Below are 21,657 nucleotides of genomic sequence, written 5' to 3'. Positions count from 1 at the left end.
GAAACGCAAAAGCCGGCCCCAAGGGGCCGGCTTTCAACTACAACGCCTTACAAGCTAGGAAAGGCAAACTGCGACGCTTCATGGCTGGCCCGTTGCGGCCAGCGCTGGGTGATCGCCTTACGACGGGTATAGAAACGCACCCCGTCCGGCCCGTAGGCATGTAAGTCGCCAAACAGCGAACGCTTCCAGCCACCAAAGCTGTGATACGCCACCGGCACCGGCAGTGGAACGTTCACACCAACCATACCCACTTCAATCTCGTCACAGAACAGACGCGCCGCCTCCCCGTCACGGGTAAAGATGCACGTACCGTTACCGTATTCGTGATCATTGATCAGTTGCATCGCCGCTTCCAGGCTGCTCACCCGCACCACACACAGCACCGGACCAAAGATCTCTTCTTTATAGATACGCATCTGCGGGGTCACGCGGTCGAACAGGCTGCCACCCAGGAAGAAACCTTCTTCATGGCCCGCAATACTCAACCCACGACCATCCACCACCAGCTCAGCGCCCGACGCTACGCCGTCTTCTATATAGCCACTGACCTTATCCCGCGCCTGGCCCGTCACCAACGGCCCCATATCCAGACCACAGGATGTGCCCGCGCCAATTTTCAACGCCTTGACCTGCGGCACCAGCTTGGCGATCAATGCATCCGCCACCTGATCGCCTACGCATACGGCGACCGAAATCGCCATGCAACGCTCACCGCACGAACCATAGGCCGCGCCCATCAAGGCACTCACGGCGTTATCCAAGTCCGCATCCGGCATCAGCACCGCATGGTTCTTCGCCCCGCCCAGTGCCTGCACGCGCTTGCCGCGCTTGGTCGCTTCGCAATAGATGTATTCGGCAATCGGCGTCGATCCCACAAAGCTCAGCGCTTTGACTTCCGGCGCTTCGATCAGCGCATCCACCGCGCCCTTGTCACCGTGCACCACGCTCAACACACCTTTCGGCAAACCAGCTTCCTGCAACAACTGCGCAATCAGCAGCGTAGAGCTTGGATCACGTTCCGAAGGTTTCAGGATGAAACAGTTACCGCAGACGATCGCCAGCGGGTACATCCACAGCGGCACCATGGCAGGGAAGTTGAACGGCGTAATACCGGCCACCACGCCCAACGGCTGGAAGTCCGACCACGCATCAATGTTCGGCCCCACGTTACGGCTGTACTCGCCTTTGAGAATCTCCGGCGCCGAGCACGCGTACTCCACGTTCTCGATGCCACGCTTCAACTCGCCCGCGGCGTCTTCCAAGGTCTTGCCGTGTTCTTCACTGATCAACTGCGAGATACGTGCTTCGTTCTGCTCCAGCAATTGCTTGAAACGAAACATCACCTGGGCACGCTTGGCCGGCGGGGTGTTACGCCAGGCAGGGAACGCCGCCTTGGCTGAGTCGATAGCGCTTTGAATGGTTTCACGGCTGGCCAACGGCACCTGGTGAATCACCTGGCCGGTGGACGGGTTGTACACGTCGGCGGTGCGGCCGGACTCACTGACCAACTGGCCATTGATCAAATGTTGGATAAGGCTCATGCAGGGCTCCTGAAAAGTTGTTCTATATAGAAGGAGAAATCAGTCGATCTTGTTCAGCACTTCGCCGACCGCGTCAAACAGACGATCCAGGTCCTGCGGCTTGCTGTTGAAGGTTGGCCCGAACTGCAACGTGTCGCCGCCAAAGCGCACGTAGAAGCCGGCTTTCCACAAGGCCATGCCAGCCTCGAATGGACGCACGATGGCATCACCGTCACGCGGGGCAATCTGGATCGCACCGGCCAAGCCGTAGTTACGAATATCGATCACGTTTTTGCTGCCCTTCAAACCGTGCAGTGCATTCTCAAAGTGCGGGGCGACTTCGGCTACGCTCTGCACCAGGTTTTCTTTCTGCAACAAGTCCAATGCCGCAAGGCCCGCAGCACAAGCAACCGGGTGCGCCGAGTAGGTGTAGCCGTGGGGGAATTCCACTGCGTATTCCGGCGTCGCCTGGTTCATGAAGGTCTGATAGATCTCGCTGCTAGCAATCACCGCGCCCATTGGGATTGCGCCGTTGGTGACTTGCTTGGCGATGCACATCAGGTCCGGGGTCACGCCAAAGCTGTCGGCGCCGAACATCGAGCCGGTACGGCCGAAACCGGTGATCACTTCGTCGAACACCAACAGAATATTGTGCTGATCGCAGATCTCACGCAGACGCTTGAGGTAACCCTGTGGCGGCACCAGCACACCAGCGGAGCCGGCCATCGGCTCAACGAACACCGCAGCGATGTTCGACGCGTCGTGCAATTCGATCAGTTTGAGCAGCTCATCGGCCAAGGCGATACCACCCAGCTCCGGCATGCCACGGGAAAAAGCATTGCTCGCCAGCAAGGTGTGCGGCAGGTGGTCCACATCCATCAAACCCTGGCCAAACAGCTTACGGTTGCCGTTGACGCCACCCAGGCTGGTGCCGGCGATGTTCACACCGTGATAGCCACGGGCACGGCCGATCATTTTGGTCTTGGTGGCCTGGCCCTTCAGTCGCCAGTAGGCACGCACCATTTTCACCGCGGTGTCGGCGCACTCGGAGCCGGAATCGGTGAAAAACACGTGGTTCAGGTTGCCTGGGGTCAAGTCGGTAATCTTTTCCGCCAGCTGGAACGACAGCGGATGACCGTATTGGAAGCCCGGGGAGTAGTCCAGGGTGCCCAACTGCTTGGAGACCGCTTCCTGGATTTCCTTGCGTGTGTGCCCGGCGCCGCAGGTCCACAGGCCCGATAACGAGTCGTACACCTTGCGGCCCTTATCATCGATCAACCAACTGCCTTCGGCCGCCACGATCAGACGCGGGTCACGTTGGAAGTTGCGGTTGGCGGTGTAAGGCATCCAGTGAGCATCCAACTTCAGTTGGCTGGCCAGGGACGAAGGGGCGTTTTCGGGCATGTTCATCAGCAAAACCTCGCAAGGCAAAAGGCAGCGTCGGGATTGAAACGCGTTGTTGCAGCTAAATTGCCATGGGGATAAAGTCGGTGAAATCCAACTCTTCTAACCTTTAGTCAGGCCTTCACTAAACTATGAGCAGCCGTCGACCCGACCCACTGGCCCAAGTCAGCGACTTCGATATCCGCCTGCTGCGCATCTTTCGCAGCGTGGTGGAGTGCGGTGGCTTCTCGGCGGCAGAAACCGTGCTCGGCATCGGCCGCTCGGCCATCAGCCAGCAGATGAGCGACCTCGAACAACGCCTGGGCTTACGCCTGTGCCAACGCGGGCGCGCCGGCTTCTCCCTGACCGAAGAAGGCCGCGAGGTCTACCAATCGGTCCTGCAACTATTAAGTGCCCTGGAAAGTTTTCGCACCGAGGTCAACGGGCTGCACCAGCATTTGCGCGGCGAGTTGATCATCGGCCTCACCGACAACCTCGTCACCCTGCCCCACATGCGCATCACCCACGCCCTGGCACAGTTGAAGGAACGCGGCCCGGACGTGCAAATCCAGATCCGCATGATCGCCCCCAACGAAGTCGAGCAAGGCGTGCTCGACGGCCGCCTGCATGTCGGCGTGGTGCCCCAGGCCAGCGCGCTGTCCGGCCTGGAATACCAGCCGCTGTACAGCGAACGTTCGCTCCTCTATTGCGCGGTTGGACACCCACTGTTTTATGCCGACGACAAACAGCTGGACGACGCACGCATCGACACCCAGGACGCCATCGCCCCCACTTTCCGCCTGCCCGCCGACATCCAGGCGCATTACCAAGCACTCACCTGCACCGCCAGCGCCTCGGACCGCGAAGGCATGGCGTTCCTGATCCTCACCGGCCGCTATATCGGCTACCTGCCCGATCACTACGCCAGCCTGTGGGTGCAACAAGGCCGACTGCGCGCGCTGAAACCGACTACACGTTTTTACGATTTAAGCCTCGCATCGGTCACACGCAAAGGCCGTCGCCCTCATTTGGTGCTGGAAAGTTTTCTCGAGAGTCTGGCGGCAACGCGCTAACTCGGGCCTCTCGCCAAAAGCTGAGCAACTGGACAGCTTTTTGCAAGAGAGCAGGACCTTGAACCGTCCGCCTTGAGTTTGCCCACCATGCCACCAAAATCCTCCAGCCCCAGTGACCTGATCTACGGCCTCGATGACCGGCCAAAACCGCTGCCCGCCCTACTGGCTGCACTGCAACATGTGCTGGCCGCTTTCGTAGGGATCATTACCCCGCCACTGATCATCGGCTCCACCCTGGGCCTCACCGCCCATTTGCCCTACTTGATCAGCATGGCGTTGATGGTCTCCGGCGTCGGCACGTTCATTCAGGCACGCAGGCCATTTGGCATCGGCGCCGGAATGATCTGCCTGCAAGGCACCAGCTTTGCGTTTCTCGGCGCGATATTGTCGGCGGGTTTCCTGGTGAAACAACGCGGCGGCAGCCCGGAAGACATCATGGCGATGATCTTCGGCGTGTGTTTTTTCGGCGCAGCCGTGCAGATCGTGTTGAGCCGTTTTATCGGCCAACTGCGTCGCGTGATCACGCCCTTAGTCACCGGGATTGTCATCACACTGATCGGCATCAGCCTGATCAAAGTCGGCATCACCGACCTAGGCGGCGGGTTTAACGCGCCGGACTTCGGCGCGCCCATCAATCTGGCGCTGGGCGTGTTCGTAGTGCTGACCATCATTGTGCTCAACCGCTCAAACACGCCATGGGTGCGCCTCTCGGCGATTATCATCGGCCTGGCCCTCGGCAGTCTGGCCGCGTGGTTCAGCGGCAAACTGGTCCCGCAAGCCTTGCCAGACTTGCCGTTGATCAGCGTGCCACTGCCGTTTCGCTTCGGTTTCAACTTCGACTGGAGCGCGTTCCTACCGATCGCGCTGATTTATCTGATCAGCAGCATCGAAACCGTCGGCGACCTCACCGCCAACTGCATGATCGCCCGCCAGCCCATCAGCGGCCCTTCTTATATAAGCCGGCTCAAAGGCGGTGTATTGGGCGATGGCGTGAGTTGCATGATCGCCGCCACATTCAGCGCCTTTCCCAACACCACCTTCGCGCAGAATAACGGCGTGATCCAACTCACTGGCGTGGCCAGTCGTTACGTCGGCTTATACATCGGCGTGTTGCTGTTTTGCCTCGGCTTGTTTCCGCTGATTGGCGCCGTGCTGCAGCAAATCCCCAAGCCAGTATTGGGCGGCGCGACCTTGGTGATGTTCGGCAGCGTCGCCGCCGCCGGTGTGCGCATCCTCGCCCAGGCACCGCTGGACCGGCGCAGCATGCTGATTATCGCCACCTCGTTCGGCGTCGGCCTGGGCATTGCCGCCCAACCGGGCCTGCTGCACTTGATGCCAGCCCTGGTGCAAAACCTGTTCGATTCCGCCATCACCAGCGGCGGCCTGACCGCCATCGTGTTGTGCCTGTTATTACCGGAAGCCAAAGTGACCTGCGCTGGCGCAAACCACGCGCCGGAAAGCGACACGCTGGAACCGCTTTGACGGTTTTATTGCATCGGGACTTGTCTGAGGCTTGAGGGTGGGTTATCTGTGCACACGTCGTCTCTATCGATCAGCACGGAAACCTCCATGAGCCTCGAAGTTCCTGCCCACAGCAACCACGCCGGTAAACCCGCCAGCCGCATTCGGCAAAAGAATGAACAAGCAATTCTCCAGGCTGCTGAAGATGAATTCGCGCGCCATGGCTACAAAGGCACCAGCATGAACACCATTGCCTCGAGTGCCGGGCTGCCCAAGGCCAACTTGCATTACTACTTCACCAACAAGCTCGGCCTGTACATCGCGGTGCTGAGCAATATCCTCGAACTGTGGGACAGCACCTTCAACGCGCTGACCGCCGAGGACGACCCAGCCGTGGCGCTCACCCGCTACATCCGCACCAAAATGGAGTTTTCCCGGCGCCACCCGCAGGCCTCGCGGATCTTCGCCATGGAGATCATCAGTGGTGGCGAATGCCTCACCGAATATTTCAGCCAAGACTACCGCGCCTGGTTCAGCGGCCGCGCCGCAGTACTCCAGGCCTGGATCGACGCCGGCAAGATGGACCCCATCGACCCCGTGCACCTGATCTTCCTGTTGTGGGGCAGCACCCAGCACTACGCCGACTTCGCCACCCAGATCTGCCGCGTCACCGGTCGCACCAAGCTGACCAAGCAAGACATGGAAGACGCCGGCACCAACCTGATCCACATCATTCTCAAAGGCTGTGGCGTCAAGCCAGCCCTATAAACGAAGCGACTTATGCCTTTCACCCTTACCGGCCTTTGCGAATTTCGTGAAGAAATACGCAAAAGCCGCTTCATCACCCTCGCGGCGCCGATCACCAGCGCGCAAGACGCCCAGGCGTTTTTCGAGCAGTACAGCGACCTCAACGCCACGCACAACTGCTGGGCCTGGAAACTGGCCGACCAGTACCGCAGCAACGACGACGGCGAACCCGGTGGTACGGCCGGGCGCCCGATTCTGGCGGCCATCGAAGCCCAAGGGTTTGATCAAGTCGCCGTGCTGGTGATTCGCTGGTACGGCGGCATTCAGCTGGGCACCGGTGGGCTGGCCCGTGCGTACGGCGGCGGCGCGAATAAATGCCTGCAGAATGCCGAACGCATCGAACTGATCAGCCGCGTGCCGCTGAGTTGCGCCTGTGGATTCTCCGAGTTGAACCTGGTGAAGCTGCGCGTCGCCGAACTCGGCGGCTTGGTGGTGGAGGAGACTTTCACCGCCAATGGCGTGGAGCTGCAATTGGCACTGGGCGAGGCGCACATCGGCACCCTGCAAACCCAACTCGCCGACCTGAGCCGTGGACGCATCCTGCTGGAGCGCTGAAGCTGCTAATGTTGTTCGCTCAATGCCCCTGAACCGCGACGTCAAAGGAAGCCCTGCATGCCTACGCCAAAAACTGCACTGATCATCGGCGCCTCGCGCGGGCTGGGCCTTGGCCTGGTCAAGCAATTGCTCCAGGACGGCTGGGACGTGACCGCCACCGTGCGTGACCCGAACAAGGCGGATGCCCTGAAAGCCGTAGGCCCGGTACACATCGAAAAGCTCGACATGGACGACCAGCAAGCCGTGATCGCCTTGAGCCAGCGCCTCAAGAGCCGCACCTTCGACCTGCTGTTCGTCAACGCCGGCGTCAAGGGCCCGGCCAACCAGGAACCGGGCCACGCCACCCTGGCGGAAGTCGGCCAGCTGTTTTTCACCAACGCCGTGGCGCCGATCAACCTGGCCCAGCGTTTTGTCGGGCAGATCCGCAAAGACAGCGGCGTGCTGGCCTTCATGAGCTCGGCGCTGGGCAGCGTGACCATGCCCGATGGTTCGGACCTGGCGCTGTACAAAGCCAGCAAAGCCGCACTCAACTCCATGACCAACAGCTTCATCACCCAACTGGGTGATCACAAGCTCACCGTGCTGTCGCTGCACCCGGGCTGGGTGAAGACCGACATGGGCGGTGAAAACGCGCACATTGATGTGGAGACCAGCGTGCGTGGCCTGGTGGATCAAGTGAATGCCTATACCGGTAAGGGCGGTCATCACTTTATCGACTACAAAGGCAACACCATCGCCTGGTAACCCCACGGATCAACATATGCGGGCGGCGGTGCGGCTTGCCCGCGATGACGTCAGCCCAGCAAACATTAATGTTGACTGACCCACCGCTTTCGCGAGCAAGCCCGCGCCCACAAGAGATCAGCGCTCAACTGAACGGCATTGGGGATGCCCCTACCGCTGGACCAGCTTCAGAACTCCACGTAATCTACCGACCTCGCCCTCACCGGCGACCCTGGATCAGCAGACAGGGCAACACTGAGCTGGCAAACCTGAACCCATCATTCAGAGGAGCCGGCCAATGCCTGCGACCCGTATCTGGTTAAAAAACCCCCTCGCGATTTTCACTGCCAATGGCCTCGACGCCCGTGGCGGCCTGGTGCTGCAAGACGGTGTGATCACCGAAGTGCTGGGCTGGGGCAAAGAGCCCGCCGTGCCGTGCGGACAAGTGTTCGACGCTCGCGAACATGTGATCCTGCCGGGGCTGATCAACACCCACCACCACTTCTACCAAACCCTGACCCGCGCCTGGGCGCCGGTGGTCAATCAGCCCCTGTTTCCCTGGCTGAAAACCCTGTACCCGGTGTGGGCGCGACTGACCCCGGAAAAACTCGCCCTGGCCTCCAAAGTCGCGCTGGCCGAATTGCTGCTCTCGGGCTGCACTACCGCGGCGGATCACCACTACCTGTTCCCCGACGGCCTGGAAAACGCCATCGACGTGCAAGTAGAAAGTGTGCGCGAACTGGGCATGCGCGCCATGCTCACCCGTGGTTCCATGAGCCTGGGCGAAGCCGACGGCGGCCTGCCGCCGCAACAGACCGTGCAACAAGGCCAAGTGATCCTCGACGACAGCCAGCGCCTGATCCGCACCTACCACCAGCGCGGCGACGGTGCACAGATCCAAATTGCCCTGGCGCCCTGCTCGCCGTTTTCGGTCACGCCGCAAATCATGGAAGCCAGCGCCGAACTGGCCAACAGCCTCGACGTGCGCCTGCACACCCACCTGGCAGAAACCCTGGACGAGGAAGATTTCTGCCTGCAGCGCTTCGGCCTGCGTACCGTCGACTACCTGGACAGCGTCGGCTGGCTCGGCCCACGCACCTGGCTGGCCCACGGCATTCACTTCAACCCGGATGAAATCGCGCGTCTCGGCGCCGCCGGTACCGGTATCTGCCATTGCCCAAGCTCGAATATGCGCCTGGCCTCCGGCATCTGCCCGACCCTGGACCTGCTCGCTGCCGGTGCGCCGATTGGCCTTGGCGTGGACGGCTCCGCCTCCAACGATGCCTCGAACATGATCCTTGAAGCGCGCCAGGCCCTGTATATCCAGCGCCTGCGTTACGGCGCGGAAAAGATCACGCCTGAAGGCGTGCTGGGTTGGGCGACAAAAGGGTCGGCGCAATTGCTGGGGCGCACGGATATTGGTGAGCTGGCGGTCGGCAAACAGGCTGACCTGGCGCTGTTCAAGCTCGACGAGCTGCGCTTCTCCGGCAGCCATGACCCGATCTCGGCGCTGCTGCTGTGCGGCGCCGACCGCGCGGATCGAGTGATGGTCGGGGGTAAATGGCGAGTGATTGACGGCCAGGTTGAAGGCCTGGATTTGAAAGGTTTGATCGCCGATCACACCCAGGCGGCGAAACAGCTGATCGCCGGAACCTAAGCCAAATACACATGCAAATGTGGGAACTGGCTTCTGTGGGAGCTGGCTTGCCTGCGATAGCATCATCTCGGTGCAACTGAAAAACCGAGGTGTCTGCATCGCAGGCAAGCCAACTCCCACAAAACCCAGCGCCCACATTGAGTTCTGCGGTCTCTATAGACCCAACAGCGACAGCATAATAAACGTCGCAAACAACACAAAATGGGTCATCCCTTCGATGGCGTTCGTTTCGCCATCGTTGAGGTTGATCGCGCTGACGATCAGCGTGATCAACACCATCACGGTTTGCACCGGTGTCATCGCCATCTGGAACGGCTGGCCGGTGTATAGCGCCATAGCCTCCATCACCGGCACGGTCAGGATCACCGTCGACAAGGACGCGCCCAGTGCGATGTTCACCACCGACTGCATGCGGTTGGCCAGGGCCGCGCGCAACGCCGTCAAAATTTCCGGCGCGGCTGAAATCGCCGCGACCACAATCGCCGTGATCACCGGCGGCGCGCCTGTGCCTTCCAGGCCGAGGTCGAGGGTCTTGGACATCACCTCAGCCAGTGCGCCAATCACGATGACGCCAAACACCAACGTACCGATGGAAAACGCGAGGCTGATCGGCGGCTCTTGTTGCTCTTCGGGCTGTTTCTTGCGGCGTTTTTCCGGGTAGCTGTAGCTGAAGAAATAACTGTGCGGCCCTACCTGCATGCGCAGGAACAGGGTGTAGAGCACCACCATCGCGCCGATGGTGAAGGCTGAGTAAATTTTCCAGTCTGCCTCGGGGATAAATTCCGGCACCACCATCGACACGCCCATCGCCGTGAGGATCATCACGCTGTAGGTGCGGGCCGAATCATCGTTGTAGGACTGTTCACCATGCTTGATGCCGCCCATCAGCGCGGCCAGGCCGAGGATGCCGTTGATATCGAGCATCACCGCCGAGTAAATGGTGTCACGCACCAGGGTCGGCGACGGCTCGTTGCTCATCATGATCGCCAGGATCACCACTTCCACCAGCACGGCGGCGAGGGTCAGGATCATGGTGCCGTAAGGGTCGCCGACCTTCTCCGCGAGCTGCTCGGCATGGTGGGCCACGCGCATCGAGGCCACGACGATAAAGCCGATCAGCCCGATACCGGCCAGCAGCGCCACCATTTGCCCGCTGTGCAGCATCCAATGCTCCAACGGGTAAGCGGCGATGGCGGCAATCAGCGCCAGTAACATGTATTTTTCTTGCTTGAGGGATGTGAGCATTCCGGGCCTTTTCATACGGCTAATCAGTCATTGATGGGGTACAGACTGCGCCACGCCGCTAACGTTTCGTTACACCTTAGTTCACGCGGCCCTTGCGTGAATAAATCCAATACTCTCCTGCTGGTCAGGTTTTGCCGATTATTTCGGCGATGGCCTGTAGAATGCCGCCATTGCACCTGATGAGATTTTACAAATGTACGATTGGCTCAACGCCCTGCCCAAGGCTGAATTACACCTGCACCTGGAAGGCTCGCTGGAGCCTGAGCTGCTGTTCGCCCTGGCCGAGCGCAATAAGATTGCGCTGCCCTGGAACGACGTCGAAACCCTGCGCAAGGCCTACGCCTTCAACAACCTGCAAGAGTTTCTCGACCTGTATTACAAGGGCGCCGACGTGCTGCGCACCTCCCAGGATTTCTATGACCTGACCTGGGCGTACCTGCTGCGCTGTAAAGCACAGAACGTGATCCATACCGAACCCTTCTTCGACCCGCAAACCCACACCGACCGTGGCGTGCCGTTCGAAGTGGTGCTCAACGGCATCGCCGCTGCACTCAAAGATGGCGAACAGCAACTGGGCATCACCAGTGGTTTGATCTTAAGCTTCCTGCGCCACTTGAGCGAAGCCGAAGCCGAGAAAACCCTCGACCAGGCGCTGCCGTTCCGTGATGCATTCGTGGCCGTGGGCCTGGACAGCTCGGAAATGGGTCACCCGCCAAGCAAGTTCCAGCGCGTGTTCGACCGTGCCCGTCACGAGGGCTTCCTCACCGTGGCCCACGCCGGCGAAGAAGGCCCACCCGAGTACATCTGGGAAGCCATCGACCTGCTGAAAATCCAGCGTATCGACCATGGCGTGCGCGCCATCGAAGACGAGCGCCTGATGCAGCGGATCATCGACGAGCAGATCCCGCTGACCGTGTGCCCGCTGTCCAACACCAAGCTGTGCGTGTTTGACGACATGGCCCAGCACAACATCCTCGACATGCTCGAGCGTGGCGTGAAGGTGACAGTGAATTCGGACGACCCGGCGTACTTCGGCGGTTATGTCACCGAGAACTTCCACGCCCTGTACACCTCGCTGGGCATGACCCAGGACCAGGCCAAACGCCTGGCGCAGAACAGCCTGGATGCGCGGTTGGTAAAGCCATAACTGGATAAACACCCGTTAACAATGTGGGAGCTGGCTTGCCTGCGATAGCGGTTTAACAGTCAACCGTGAAGGTGACTGACAGACCGCCATCGCGGGCAAGCCCGCTCCCACACGTGTTCTATGTCGCCCTCTAAGCCTCGGCCAGTTCTTCCAACGTCTTACCCTTCGTCTCCATCCCAAACACCCACACCACCAGCGCCGCCACCGCAAAACACAGCGCGCCCAAGGCAAACACCCCGCCCTGCCCGGTTATCGGAAACACCAGCCCGGTCACCAACGGCCCCAGCAACGAACCAACCCGGCCAATTGCCGAGGCAAACCCGGAACCAGTGGCCCGCGCCGAAGTGGGATACAGCTCCGGCGTGTAGGTGTACAACACCGCCCACATGCCAAACAGAAAGAACTGCATCAACAGCCCCGAGGTAATCAGCAGCCCCACGTTGCCGCCAAACACCGCGCTCTGCCCATACAGAAATGCCATCACCCCGCCGCCCAGCAACGTCACCACGCACACCGGCTTACGCCCCCAGCGCTCCACCAGCCAGGCCGCCATCAAGAACCCGGGAATCCCACCCAGGGAAATGATCACCGTGTAGTACACCGATTGGGTCACGGCAAAACCCGACTGCTGCAACAATGCGCTGAGCCAGGACGTCAGCCCATAAAAGCCCAGCAAGGCAAAGAACCATACGCTCCAGATCATCATCGTGCGTTGGCGATACTGCGCCGACCACAGTTGTTGAAACGCCGAGAAAAACGTCCCCGGCACGCTCTCAACCCGTGGCAAGGCAATCGGTTCCGGCAAGTCGGCGCGCCCCAGCGAATTGCGCACTTTTTGCTCAATGCCCAGCAACACCTTATCCGCCGCCGCCTGCCGGCCGGCCTGCTCAAGCCAGCGCGGCGACTCCGGGATAAAAAACCGAATCGCCAATACAAACACCGCAGGCACCGCCAGCACCAAAAAGATGTCGCGCCAGCCAATCACCGGCAGCAGAAAATAAGACAGCACGCCCGCCGCCACAAAACCGAGCGGCCAGAAACCATCCATCAAGGCGATATAGCGCCCGCGCCTCTTGGCTGGGATCAGCTCCGAGAGCATCGACTGCGCAATCGGGAACTCCATGCCCATGCCGATCCCCAGCAGGATGCGAAACAGCGTCAATGTCTCCACCGTCTGCGCGGTGGAACACAGGTAACTGGCGACGCCCCACAACACGATGCTCCACTGGAACACCGGCTTGCGTCCGAAGCGATCTGCCAACATCCCGGATAAAGAGGCACCGATCACCATGCCAAAAAAACTCGAACTGGCCAGCAACCCGGCCTGGGCCGTGCTCAGGCCAAACTCGGTTTTGATCGAGCCCAAGAGAAACGTCATCATCGCCAGGTCCATGGAATCGAAGAAAAACGCCAGGGCGATGATGATGAAGATGACTCGGTGGTAACCGCTGATCGGCAACCGTTCCAGCCGTTCCGCTGCGCTATAGCCTTGCATACCCATGCCGCACCCCCTGTGTGAAAAAGCCCCAGAGCGAGTGTGCGGCATCGTTTTCACCGGTAATTGCTGGATGCGACCTGACTGAAACTCTGAGCGACGATGGCCCGCCTACAACGCAACCAGCCGGTTGATTTCCACATGCCCGGTGCCGGTAACCTGCAAGGCGTGGGACTCGTTGGCCACGCTGATCCAGCCGGACTGTAAAAACAGTTGCAGCAGCCCCGCGCCCAACGGGCCACCCAGGTGCGGTTGCTGCTGGCTCCAGTCAAAACAGTCGCAAACCACAGGCGATGCCAGCGCCTGGGTAAAAATGCCCAGGCGCGCAAAGTGCTGCGCACCCGCGACAGTAATATCGGTACGCTGCTCATGGCGATCGATCCAGCCAGCATCCGCCATCTGCTGGTAAAGCCACGCCGCCAACTCACCGCCGAGGTGCCCATGGCACAAACGGGCGTGTCGCAATGGCGCCGGCGCCAGCAGGGCCTTCGGTAAAACATCCGGCGTCATGCGTGCGGCACTGGCCATGGTGGTATTGGCCAAGGCGTCGATGGCCGCACTGACATCGGCGGCCGCCACGCGAAACAGCCGCTTGCCACGCCGGGCCTCGACCCGTAGCAAACCGCCCCCGGTGAGCCGCGACAAATGTGCAATAGCCGACGCCGACGACAGCCCGGCCAACGTCGCCAATTCTTCTGAGGACTTGGCCGAGCCGTCCATCAAGGCCCAGAGCATGGCGGTACGCTTGGGCTCGCAGAGCAAGCCGGCGATATGACTGATGCACGGTGCTGCTTCCATGTATTCATTCCTTGTTAAGCATTTGTCTGCTGCGGTTGGAACGAAGTATAGGGGCGCAAACCGCCCGCTCCGCGGCGTCTGACAGCGCGGAAAGGGACAGGCTCTGAGTGAAATTTCTTACTTTGGTGGAGGCTACTGCGCCGCGTTCAATCGCTCCGGCCATTGCGCGGTCAATGTCGCACAACGGGCCACGAGCATTTCGCGCAGCAGGTTGATGGGTTTGCTCAATCGCGCGCGATGGGCGCACAGCAGATTGAGCGGCGTACGCTCACCGCGCAGCTCCGGCAGGATCACGCGCAAGCGCCCGGCCAGCACGTCACTGCTCACGTCCAGCCAAGACTTGTAGGCAATGCCGACACCCGCCACCGCCCAGCGGCGAACCACGTCGGCGTCGTCACTGAAGCGGTCGCCGGTCACCGTCAGGCTGACCTCGCGCTTGCCGTCGTGAAAACTCCAATGGTCGTGCACGCGACTGCCGAGCATGTACAGCAGGCAATTGTGCTGGGCCAGTTGCTCCAGATGGCGCGGCTCGCCATGCCGCGCCAGGTAACTGGGCGCGGCGCACAGCACGCGCAGATTGTCCGGGGCGATGGGCAGCGCGATCAGGCTCGAGTCTTCGGGCTCGCCATAGCGCAGGGCGATGTCGACCGGCTGGCGGAACAGGTCGGCAATGCGGTCACCCAGCAGCAGGCGCACGGTCAGTTGCGGGTATTCACGCTGGAACTCATCGAGCCACGGCAGCAACTGGTTGCGCCCGAAGTCTGAAGGCGCCGACAGCTGCAGCACGCCGCTGACGTGGTCCTGGCCGCTGGCCAATAAACGCCGCCCCTCGTCCAGCGAACTCAACGCGGCGCGGGCGTACCCCAGAAAACCTTCACCCTCGGCGGTCAAACGCAGGCTGCGCGTGGAGCGTGCCAGCAAGCGCGTGCCCAGTTGCTGCTCGATGCGCTTCAACGCGGCGCTGGCCACCGCTGGCGACAGGTCCATGACCCGCGCCGCGGCGGACAAACTGCCCAGGTCCGCCGCGCGCACAAACAACTGCAAATCATCAAAACGCAGCATGCATTCTCGCCAATTATCAAAATTCTATTGAAACAGACTGCTGTTTTAGCGGGTTTTATCTTCCTGGGAAATAGCCAATCATCTGCCCATCCCGTTCATCACGTGCTTGGAGTTGAATATGTCCGCTGCCTTTAACGTCATCGCCACGCTGATCGCCAAACCCGGCCAACAGGCCACCTTGGAAACCCTGCTGCGCGGCCTGCTGGAACCGACCCGCCTGGAAGCGGGTTGCGAGCAGTACGACCTGCACCAGGACCTGCAACACCCCGAGACCTTCTACATGCTCGAACGCTGGAGCGACGACGCGGCGCTGGCCGACCACGACCAGAGCGCGCATATCCAGAGTTTCCGTGCCAAGGCCGCTGACGTGATCGAACACTTCGAACTCAAGCGCCTGAAATTTCTTGCCTGATCAACGCCCTTTTCCGGAGCCCTTATGAAAGCCATTGCCTACTACGCCGCACTGCCCATCACCGATGCAAAATCCCTGCAAGACATCGAACTACCAGAGCCGGTCGCCGGCCCGCGCGACCTGTTGGTGGAAGTCAAAGCCATCTCGGTCAACCCGGTGGACACCAAGGTGCGCCAGAACGTCGCCCCGGAAAATGGCGCCGCCAAGGTGCTGGGCTGGGACGTGGCCGGCGTGGTCAAGGCCGTTGGCAGCGACGTGACGCTGTTCAAGGCCGGTGACACGGTGTTCTACGCAGGCTCCCTCGTACGCCCGGGTGGCAACAGCGAACTGCACACCGTGGATGAACGCATCGTCGGCCACATGCCCAAGAGCCTGGGGTTTGCCGAAGCTGCCGCGCTGCCGCTGACCGCCATCACCGCCTGGGAGTTGCTGTTCGAGCGCCTGCAGGTGCGTGAAGGCAAGGAGGATGAAGGCCAGAGCCTGCTGATCGTCGGTGCCGCCGGGGGTGTGGGGTCGATCCTGACGCAACTGGCCAGCCAACTCACTGCGCTGAAAGTCATCGGCACCGCCTCGCGCCCGGAAACTCAAGAGTGGGCCAAAGCCCTCGGCGCCGACCTGGTGATCGACCACAGCCAACCGCTCAGCGAAGCGCTGAAAAACGCCGGCCACCCACACGTAACCCACGTCGCCAGCCTGACCCAGACCGACCATCACTTGGACCAACTGGTGGAGGCCCTGGAGCCCCAAGGCAAGCTGGCGCTGATCGACGATCCCAAGGCGCTGGATGTGAGCAAACTCAAGCGCAAGAGCCTGTCGTTGCACTGGGAGTTCATGTACACGCGTTCGATGTTCGAGACGCCGGACATGATCGAACAGCACCACCTGCTCAACCGTGTGGCCGAGCTGATCGACGCCGGCACCCTGAAGACCACGGTGGGCGAGCACTTCGGTGTGATCAACGCCGAGAAACTGCGCCGTGCCCACGCGTTGCTGGAAAGCGGCAAGGCCAAGGGCAAGATCGTGTTGGAAGGTTTCTGAAAAAACTTCTGTCAGTGTCGTCTTTTATTCCTGTGAGTAATGGACGGCACCATTAGTCAGAGAGTTGATCTTTGTCATATTTGTGAGCGCATTCGGGTTTATATTGGCCGCCTTTGCCACGATTCTTTTACGTGAGGAAGTCAGCAATGAAGATCCTGATAAGAGCGTTAGCAAAATCCCCCGGCAACAAATGGCAGGTCAGCCTCGACGGCGACGCGTTCACCTTCCGCAGTGAGGCCGAGGCCCGCGCCTTTGCCGACACCCTGCAAGCCCGTATCCAGGCGCCCCACCGCATCCCTCTCAGCCAGCAGCGCGCCGCCGCCGGCTGATCGAACACCTCAGCCCTGCGCTTGCACGGCCCGCGCCCGTTGCAGGCGCTGGGTCGACATGGCAATGGTCACCGCCAAGACACCGCACAAACTGATGACCATCGCCATCGGCATCGCCGTGCCATCGTGCAACACGCCGACCAGGGACGCCGCACCCGCTGCCACGCCAAACTGAATGCAGCCCAGCAGCGCCGATGCGCTACCGGCCCGTGCACCCTGGCCGCTCATGGCGCACGCCGAGGTGTTGGGCAAAATGCAGCCTAAGCTCGCGATGCAGATAAACAGCGGCACCAGCAACGGCCACAGGGCTTCGGTGCGCAAGGCAGCAATGCCCAACAGCGACAACGCCGCCGCTACGTAGACCCACACGGTGCGCGACAGCAAAAACGCCGGGCCACGTTTGGCCAGCAACCGCGCATTGAGCTGTGCCACCAGGATAAAGCCGGCCGCGTTGGAGCCGAACAGCCAGCCATAATGCTCCGCAGGCACGCCGTAGAGCTTGATAAACACGAAAGGTGAACCGGCGATGTAGGCAAACATCCCGGCAATCGAAATGCCGCCGGTCAAGGCGTAGCCGAGGTAAACCCGGTCAGACAGCAGCGCGCCATAGCGGCGCAGCGAGCCGGACAGTGGCTGGCGCGGCTGATGGGCCGGAAAGGTTTCCGGCAAGCCGACCGCCACCGCGATGGCCGCCATCACGCTGAAGATCGACAGCGCCAGGAAAATCGACTGCCAGCCCCACAACCCGACCATCACCCCACCCGCCAACGGCGCGAGGATCGGCGCCAGGCCAGTCACCAGCATCAGTTGCGAATACACCTTGGCCGAACCCACGGCGTCGCATTTATCGCTGACCACTGCGCGCGAAATCACCATGCCCGCGCAGCCGCCGAGGGCTTGCACGAAGCGCGCGCCGATCAGCCAATCCAGCGACGGCGCATAGGCGCAGGCAAAGGATGCCACCGTAAACAGGGTCACGCCGCTGAGCAGCGGCACACGCCGACCAAAGCGGTCGGCCAGCGGGCCGTAGATCAGTTGGCCGATGGCCAGACCGCCGAAATACACCGCTAGGGTCAGCTGGATATGTTTTTCGTCGGTGGCGAACGCCGTGGCCATGGCGGGGAAGCCCGGCAGGTAGAAGTCGATCGCCAACGGCGCGAAGGCGCTCAAGGCGCCCAGAATCAGGATTATGCGGAGGTTCATCAGACACCCAAGTGAGTCGGCAGCTCGACAGTCTAGCCGCGCTTGGGTGCCATGAACATTACGTTAGCTCGCTAACTATCAGAAAACTTACGCGAGCTTGGCGCTGTAGCCTTCTTCGGTGATCAGCTCGATGACCTGCTCGGCCGACAAGTGGCTTTCAACGCCCACTTCTTTGGCCGCCAGGTTGACGTTGACGCTCGCCGCCGGGTCCTGGCTTTGCACGGCCTGGGTTACCGCTCGAACGCAATGGCCGCAGGTCATTCCTTCAACGCTGAATATTTGCATGATATGACTCCTGTATTGAGAGTGAATTGAGTCTCGACCTTGCCACGATGGCAAGGTCAAGTTTCATAAATACCGGCCGGGCTGGTATTCGGCCGCCGCGTCGGCCAAGCTTCATGCATCTTAGCTATGAACCACGGAGCATTCGCCATGCGCTGGTCGCTTTTTGCCCTTGTCAGCCTGTTGAGCTTGTCTGCCGTTGCGCCCCAGGCCAGCGCCGATCAAGACTACGCCGTGCTGATCATTTCCCGCGAACGCTTGGAAGTGCTGACCAATTGCGAGATTGGCCTGTACATTCAGGACCAGTTGGCCGGGCGCCTGTTCCAGGAACAAGCCACCTCGTTCAACTTGCCGGCAGGCAATGTGTCGCTGCGCCTGAAGCTGTTGCCGGGCCAAGCCGCCGGTTGCCTGCCGGGCATGCTGGCGCCGCCGGCGCAGAACATCACACTGAAGGCCGGTGACGTGCGCAAATTGCGTATCGCCCAGGGCCCGGATGGCATGTACCTGAAACCTGCCGCATTGGAATATTAAACCCGCGCCTGATCGTTCCCACGCTCCGCGTGGGAACGCATCCCGTGACGCGCCGCGTCACAAACCTTAAGAGCGGCATTGCGACGCAGGGCGTGGGAACGATCGCGCTTGACCTTCCCCACAGGTCAAGGTTGATTCTAGGGGCAACGTCTCCTGGAGGACTGCCCCATGAATGGATCCACCACGTTTGACCTGCCCATCAGCGGCATGACCTGCGCCAGCTGTGCCGGCCGTGTCGAGCGCGCGCTGGGCAAGGTGCCGGGGGTGCAAAGCGTCAGCGTCAACCTGGCCAACGAACGTGCCCATGTCGAAGTGCTGGGCCAGATGGACCCCGGCGTCTTGATCGCCGCCGTCGACAAAGCTGGCTACACCGCCACCCTGCCGCAAAGTGAAACCGTCACCGATGCCAACCAAGCCCAGCGCCTGCACCACGAGCGTTGGTCGCTGCTGCTGGCGATCTTGCTGGCGCTGCCCCTGGTGCTGCCGATGCTGGTGGAACCCTTCGGCCTGCACTGGATGCTCCCCGCCTGGGTGCAGTTCGCCCTGGCCACCCCCGTGCAGTTCATCTTTGGCGCGCGCTTCTATATAGCCGCGTGGAAAGCCGTCCGCGCCGGCGCCGGCAACATGGACCTGCTGGTAGCTATCGGCACCAGCGCCGGTTACGGCCTGAGTATCTACGAATGGCTCACCGCGCCCGCAGGCAGCATGCCGCACTTGTATTTCGAAGCCTCAGCGGTGGTGATCGCCCTGGTGCTGCTGGGTAAATACCTGGAAAGCCGCGCCAAGCGCCAGACCGCCAGCGCCATTCGTGCCTTGGAAGCCTTGCGCCCGGAGCGCGCGATTCGCGTGTTTGATGGCCGCGAAGAAGACGTTGCCATCAGCGCGTTGAAGCTCGATGACCTGGTGCTGGTCAAACCCGGCGAACGCTTCCCGGTCGACGGTGAAGTGGTGGACGGCCAAAGCCATGCCGACGAAGCCTTGATCAGCGGCGAAAGCCTGCCGGTGCCGAAACAACCGGGGGATAAGGTCACCGGCGGCGCCATCAACGGTGAAGGCCGCTTGCTGGTGCGCACCCAGGCCTTGGGCGCCGAAAGTGTGTTGGCGCGCATCATCCGCCTGGTGGAAGACGCCCAGGCGGCGAAAGCACCGATCCAGAAACTGGTGGATAAAGTCAGCCAGGTATTTGTGCCCGCCGTGCTGGTGCTGGCGTTGATCACGCTGGTGGGCTGGTGGCTGTACGGTGCATCGCTGGAAACCGCGATCATCAATGCGGTCGCGGTGCTGGTGATTGCTTGCCCCTGTGCCTTGGGCCTGGCCACGCCGACCGCGATCATGGCCGGCACCGGCGTCGCCGCGCGCTACGGCATCCTGATCAAAGACGCTGAAGCCTTGGAACGCGCCCATGCCGTCAGCGCCGTGGTGTTCGACAAGACCGGCACCCTCACCTCCGGCGCGCCAAAAATTGCGCACTTGGCGGCAGTGGATGGCAATGAAGCCCTACTGTTACAACAGGCCGGTGCACTGCAACGCGGCAGCGAACACCCGTTGGCCAAGGCGGTGCTGGATGCCTGCAGCGAACAAGGCCTAAACGTGGCGGATGTGACTGCTAGCCAATCCCTGACCGGGCGCGGCATCGCGGGCACGCTCGATGGCCGGCAACTGGCTTTGGGCAACCGTCGCATGCTGGAAGAGAACGGCTTGAGCGTGGGTGACTTGGCTGATTCCGCCAACGCCTGGGAAGCCGAAGGCCGCACCTTGTCCTGGCTGATCGAACAAGGTGCGCAACCGCGTGTGCTGGGGTTATTTGCCTTTGGCGACACGCTTAAACCCGGCGCACTGGAGGCCGTGGAACGGCTCAAGGCCCAGCACATCAGCAGCCACTTGCTCACCGGCGACAATCGCGGCAGCGCCCGCGTGGTGGCCGAGGCGCTGGGCATTGACGATGTACACGCCGAAGTACTGCCGGCCGACAAAGCCGCCACCGTCGCCGAGTTGAAAAAGACCGGGGTGGTGGCGATGGTCGGCGACGGTATCAACGACGCCCCGGCCCTGGCCGCCGCCGATATCGGCATCGCCATGGGCGGCGGCACCGATGTGGCAATGCACGCCGCCGGTATCACCCTGATGCGCGGCGATCCACGTTTGGTGCCGGCGGCGCTGGAGATCAGCCGCAAGACCTACGCCAAAATCCGCCAGAACCTGTTCTGGGCCTTTGTGTATAACTTGATCGGTATTCCCCTGGCGGCGTTCGGCCTGCTCAACCCGGTATTGGCGGGCGCCGCCATGGCGTTGTCCAGCGTCAGTGTGGTGAGCAATGCGTTACTGTTAAAAACCTGGAAGCCGAGCACTTGGAAACCGGAGCATTTGGAGGATAAACGCCCATGAACATCGGCCAAGCCGCCCGCCAGAGCGGGCTGAGCGCGAAGATGATTCGTTACTACGAGTCCATCAGCCTGCTCAAAGCCGCCCATCGCACCAACAGCGGCTACCGCGTGTATGGCGCCGACGACTTGCACACGCTGGCGTTTATCAAGCGCTCGCGGGATCTGGGGTTTTCCCTGGAGGAAGTCGGCAAGTTGCTGACACTGTGGCAAGACCGGCAGCGAGCCAGCGCCGACGTAAAAGCCTTGGCGCGCCAGCACATCGATGAGCTGAATCAGAAAATCCTGGAGCTTGGGCAACTGCGCGATACGTTGCAGGACTTGGTGGAACACTGCCAAGGCGATCATCGGCCGGATTGCCCGATTCTCAAGGAGTTGGCGTCGGGCAGCTGTTGCGCCTGACGCTTAAACTGATTCAACCCCAAACCAACTGTGGGAGCTGGCTTGCCTGCGATAGCATCAACGGGTGATGCCTGATACACCGAGGTGTCTGTATCGCAGCCAAGCCAACTCCCACAGGAAGCCAGCTCCTATATTTTTAGCGCTTCATGGGCC

At 61.2% G+C, this 21,657-nt stretch carries 21 protein-coding genes; 13 read left to right on the top strand and 8 right to left on the bottom strand.

The features are described 5' to 3' along the window. Nucleotides 1-47: 47 nt before the first annotated feature. Both K0P33_RS04575 and K0P33_RS04570 read right to left on the bottom strand, forming a co-directional pair. Nucleotides 48-1,541 carry a CoA-acylating methylmalonate-semialdehyde dehydrogenase gene (locus K0P33_RS04575; protein ID WP_094951776.1) on the bottom strand — a complete coding sequence of 498 codons (1,494 nt, stop codon included), beginning with the start codon at nucleotides 1,539-1,541 and terminating at the stop codon, nucleotides 48-50. A 39-nt stretch (nucleotides 1,542-1,580) separates the two neighbouring features. Beyond that, nucleotides 1,581-2,930 carry an aspartate aminotransferase family protein gene (locus K0P33_RS04570; protein ID WP_094951775.1) on the bottom strand — a complete coding sequence of 450 codons (1,350 nt, stop codon included), beginning with the start codon at nucleotides 2,928-2,930 and terminating at the stop codon, nucleotides 1,581-1,583. A 125-nt stretch (nucleotides 2,931-3,055) separates the two neighbouring features. Here K0P33_RS04570 and K0P33_RS04565 point away from each other — a divergent pair, with 125 nt between their 5' ends. The 6 genes from K0P33_RS04565 to K0P33_RS04540 all read left to right on the top strand — a co-directional run bounded on the left by K0P33_RS04565 (nucleotide 3,056) and on the right by K0P33_RS04540 (nucleotide 9,179). Beyond that, a complete protein-coding gene (locus K0P33_RS04565; RefSeq protein WP_094951774.1) occupies nucleotides 3,056-3,976 on the top strand; it encodes a LysR family transcriptional regulator in 921 nt (306 codons plus the stop codon). Nucleotides 3,977-4,063: 87 nt separating this feature from the next. Beyond that, nucleotides 4,064-5,458, top strand: a complete 1,395-nt coding sequence (locus K0P33_RS04560; RefSeq protein ID WP_094951773.1) for a nucleobase:cation symporter-2 family protein — start codon at nucleotides 4,064-4,066, stop codon at nucleotides 5,456-5,458. An 87-nt stretch (nucleotides 5,459-5,545) separates the two neighbouring features. Further along, nucleotides 5,546-6,205, top strand: coding sequence for a TetR/AcrR family transcriptional regulator (locus K0P33_RS04555; RefSeq protein WP_094951772.1), 660 nt, complete (start codon nucleotides 5,546-5,548; stop codon nucleotides 6,203-6,205). Nucleotides 6,206-6,217: 12 nt separating this feature from the next. Continuing rightward, nucleotides 6,218-6,799 carry a YigZ family protein gene (locus K0P33_RS04550; protein ID WP_242154227.1) on the top strand — a complete coding sequence of 194 codons (582 nt, stop codon included), beginning with the start codon at nucleotides 6,218-6,220 and terminating at the stop codon, nucleotides 6,797-6,799. A gap of 57 nt (nucleotides 6,800-6,856) precedes the next feature. Beyond that, the gene (locus K0P33_RS04545; RefSeq protein ID WP_242154225.1) at nucleotides 6,857-7,543 is read left to right on the top strand and encodes an SDR family oxidoreductase; all 687 of its coding nucleotides are present in this window, start codon (nucleotides 6,857-6,859) and stop codon (nucleotides 7,541-7,543) included. Between the two features lie 277 nt (nucleotides 7,544-7,820). After that, nucleotides 7,821-9,179, top strand: a complete 1,359-nt coding sequence (locus K0P33_RS04540) for an 8-oxoguanine deaminase (RefSeq protein WP_242154222.1) — start codon at nucleotides 7,821-7,823, stop codon at nucleotides 9,177-9,179. 153 nt (nucleotides 9,180-9,332) lie between these two features. On the opposite strand, the gene K0P33_RS04535 is transcribed toward K0P33_RS04540, so the two are convergent. Beyond that, nucleotides 9,333-10,424 (bottom strand): calcium:proton antiporter, encoded by a 1,092-nt coding sequence (locus K0P33_RS04535; RefSeq protein ID WP_094951768.1) that lies wholly within the window; start codon nucleotides 10,422-10,424, stop codon nucleotides 9,333-9,335. Nucleotides 10,425-10,617: 193 nt separating this feature from the next. Between K0P33_RS04535 and K0P33_RS04530 the strand changes: the two genes are divergently transcribed. Continuing rightward, complete coding sequence (locus K0P33_RS04530; protein WP_043051475.1) at nucleotides 10,618-11,571, top strand: adenosine deaminase; 954 nt, start codon at nucleotides 10,618-10,620, stop codon at nucleotides 11,569-11,571. Nucleotides 11,572-11,701: 130 nt separating this feature from the next. Here K0P33_RS04530 and K0P33_RS04525 read toward each other — a convergent pair whose 3' ends face one another. From K0P33_RS04525 to K0P33_RS04515, 3 genes are all read right to left on the bottom strand, one after another. After that, nucleotides 11,702-13,072 (bottom strand): MFS transporter, encoded by a 1,371-nt coding sequence (locus tag K0P33_RS04525; protein ID WP_094951767.1) that lies wholly within the window; start codon nucleotides 13,070-13,072, stop codon nucleotides 11,702-11,704. Nucleotides 13,073-13,177: 105 nt separating this feature from the next. Beyond that, on the bottom strand, nucleotides 13,178-13,864 hold the full coding sequence (locus K0P33_RS04520; protein ID WP_094951766.1) for a helix-turn-helix transcriptional regulator: 687 nt from the start codon (nucleotides 13,862-13,864) through the stop codon (nucleotides 13,178-13,180). 132 nt (nucleotides 13,865-13,996) lie between these two features. Next, on the bottom strand, nucleotides 13,997-14,926 hold the full coding sequence (locus K0P33_RS04515; protein WP_242154220.1) for a LysR family transcriptional regulator: 930 nt from the start codon (nucleotides 14,924-14,926) through the stop codon (nucleotides 13,997-13,999). Nucleotides 14,927-15,044: 118 nt separating this feature from the next. Between K0P33_RS04515 and K0P33_RS04510 the strand changes: the two genes are divergently transcribed. The 3 genes from K0P33_RS04510 to K0P33_RS04500 all read left to right on the top strand — a co-directional run bounded on the left by K0P33_RS04510 (nucleotide 15,045) and on the right by K0P33_RS04500 (nucleotide 16,705). Further along, nucleotides 15,045-15,338: a putative quinol monooxygenase gene (locus K0P33_RS04510; protein WP_094951764.1), complete on the top strand. Its 294-nt coding sequence runs from the start codon at nucleotides 15,045-15,047 to the stop codon at nucleotides 15,336-15,338. Between the two features lie 24 nt (nucleotides 15,339-15,362). Beyond that, nucleotides 15,363-16,376: a zinc-binding alcohol dehydrogenase family protein gene (locus K0P33_RS04505; RefSeq protein ID WP_242154218.1), complete on the top strand. Its 1,014-nt coding sequence runs from the start codon at nucleotides 15,363-15,365 to the stop codon at nucleotides 16,374-16,376. 146 nt (nucleotides 16,377-16,522) lie between these two features. Beyond that, complete coding sequence (locus K0P33_RS04500; protein ID WP_094951762.1) at nucleotides 16,523-16,705, top strand: hypothetical protein; 183 nt, start codon at nucleotides 16,523-16,525, stop codon at nucleotides 16,703-16,705. Between the two features lie 9 nt (nucleotides 16,706-16,714). Here the strand turns inward: K0P33_RS04500 and K0P33_RS04495 are convergent, their stop codons facing one another. After that, a complete protein-coding gene (locus K0P33_RS04495; protein WP_094951761.1) occupies nucleotides 16,715-17,908 on the bottom strand; it encodes a multidrug effflux MFS transporter in 1,194 nt (397 codons plus the stop codon). A gap of 87 nt (nucleotides 17,909-17,995) precedes the next feature. Continuing rightward, a complete protein-coding gene (locus K0P33_RS04490) occupies nucleotides 17,996-18,193 on the bottom strand; it encodes a cation transporter (protein WP_094951760.1) in 198 nt (65 codons plus the stop codon). 147 nt (nucleotides 18,194-18,340) lie between these two features. Between K0P33_RS04490 and K0P33_RS04485 the strand changes: the two genes are divergently transcribed. The 3 genes from K0P33_RS04485 (at nucleotide 18,341) to cueR (ending at nucleotide 21,504) form a co-directional block, all read left to right on the top strand. Next, nucleotides 18,341-18,721 carry a hypothetical protein gene (locus K0P33_RS04485; protein WP_094951759.1) on the top strand — a complete coding sequence of 127 codons (381 nt, stop codon included), beginning with the start codon at nucleotides 18,341-18,343 and terminating at the stop codon, nucleotides 18,719-18,721. A 168-nt stretch (nucleotides 18,722-18,889) separates the two neighbouring features. After that, nucleotides 18,890-21,106 (top strand): heavy metal translocating P-type ATPase, encoded by a 2,217-nt coding sequence (locus K0P33_RS04480; RefSeq protein ID WP_094951758.1) that lies wholly within the window; start codon nucleotides 18,890-18,892, stop codon nucleotides 21,104-21,106. Continuing rightward, a complete protein-coding gene (gene cueR / locus K0P33_RS04475) occupies nucleotides 21,103-21,504 on the top strand; it encodes a Cu(I)-responsive transcriptional regulator (protein WP_094951757.1) in 402 nt (133 codons plus the stop codon). Before K0P33_RS04480 ends, cueR begins: the two co-directional genes overlap by 4 nt. Nucleotides 21,505-21,657 lie beyond the last annotated feature (153 nt).

The sequence above is a fragment of the Pseudomonas sp. ArH3a genome, assembly GCF_022648765.1.
GTDB lineage: Bacteria > Pseudomonadota > Gammaproteobacteria > Pseudomonadales > Pseudomonadaceae > Aquipseudomonas.
Note: the sequence above shows the minus strand (reverse complement) of the source record. Positions and strands in the feature narration are given on the sequence as shown.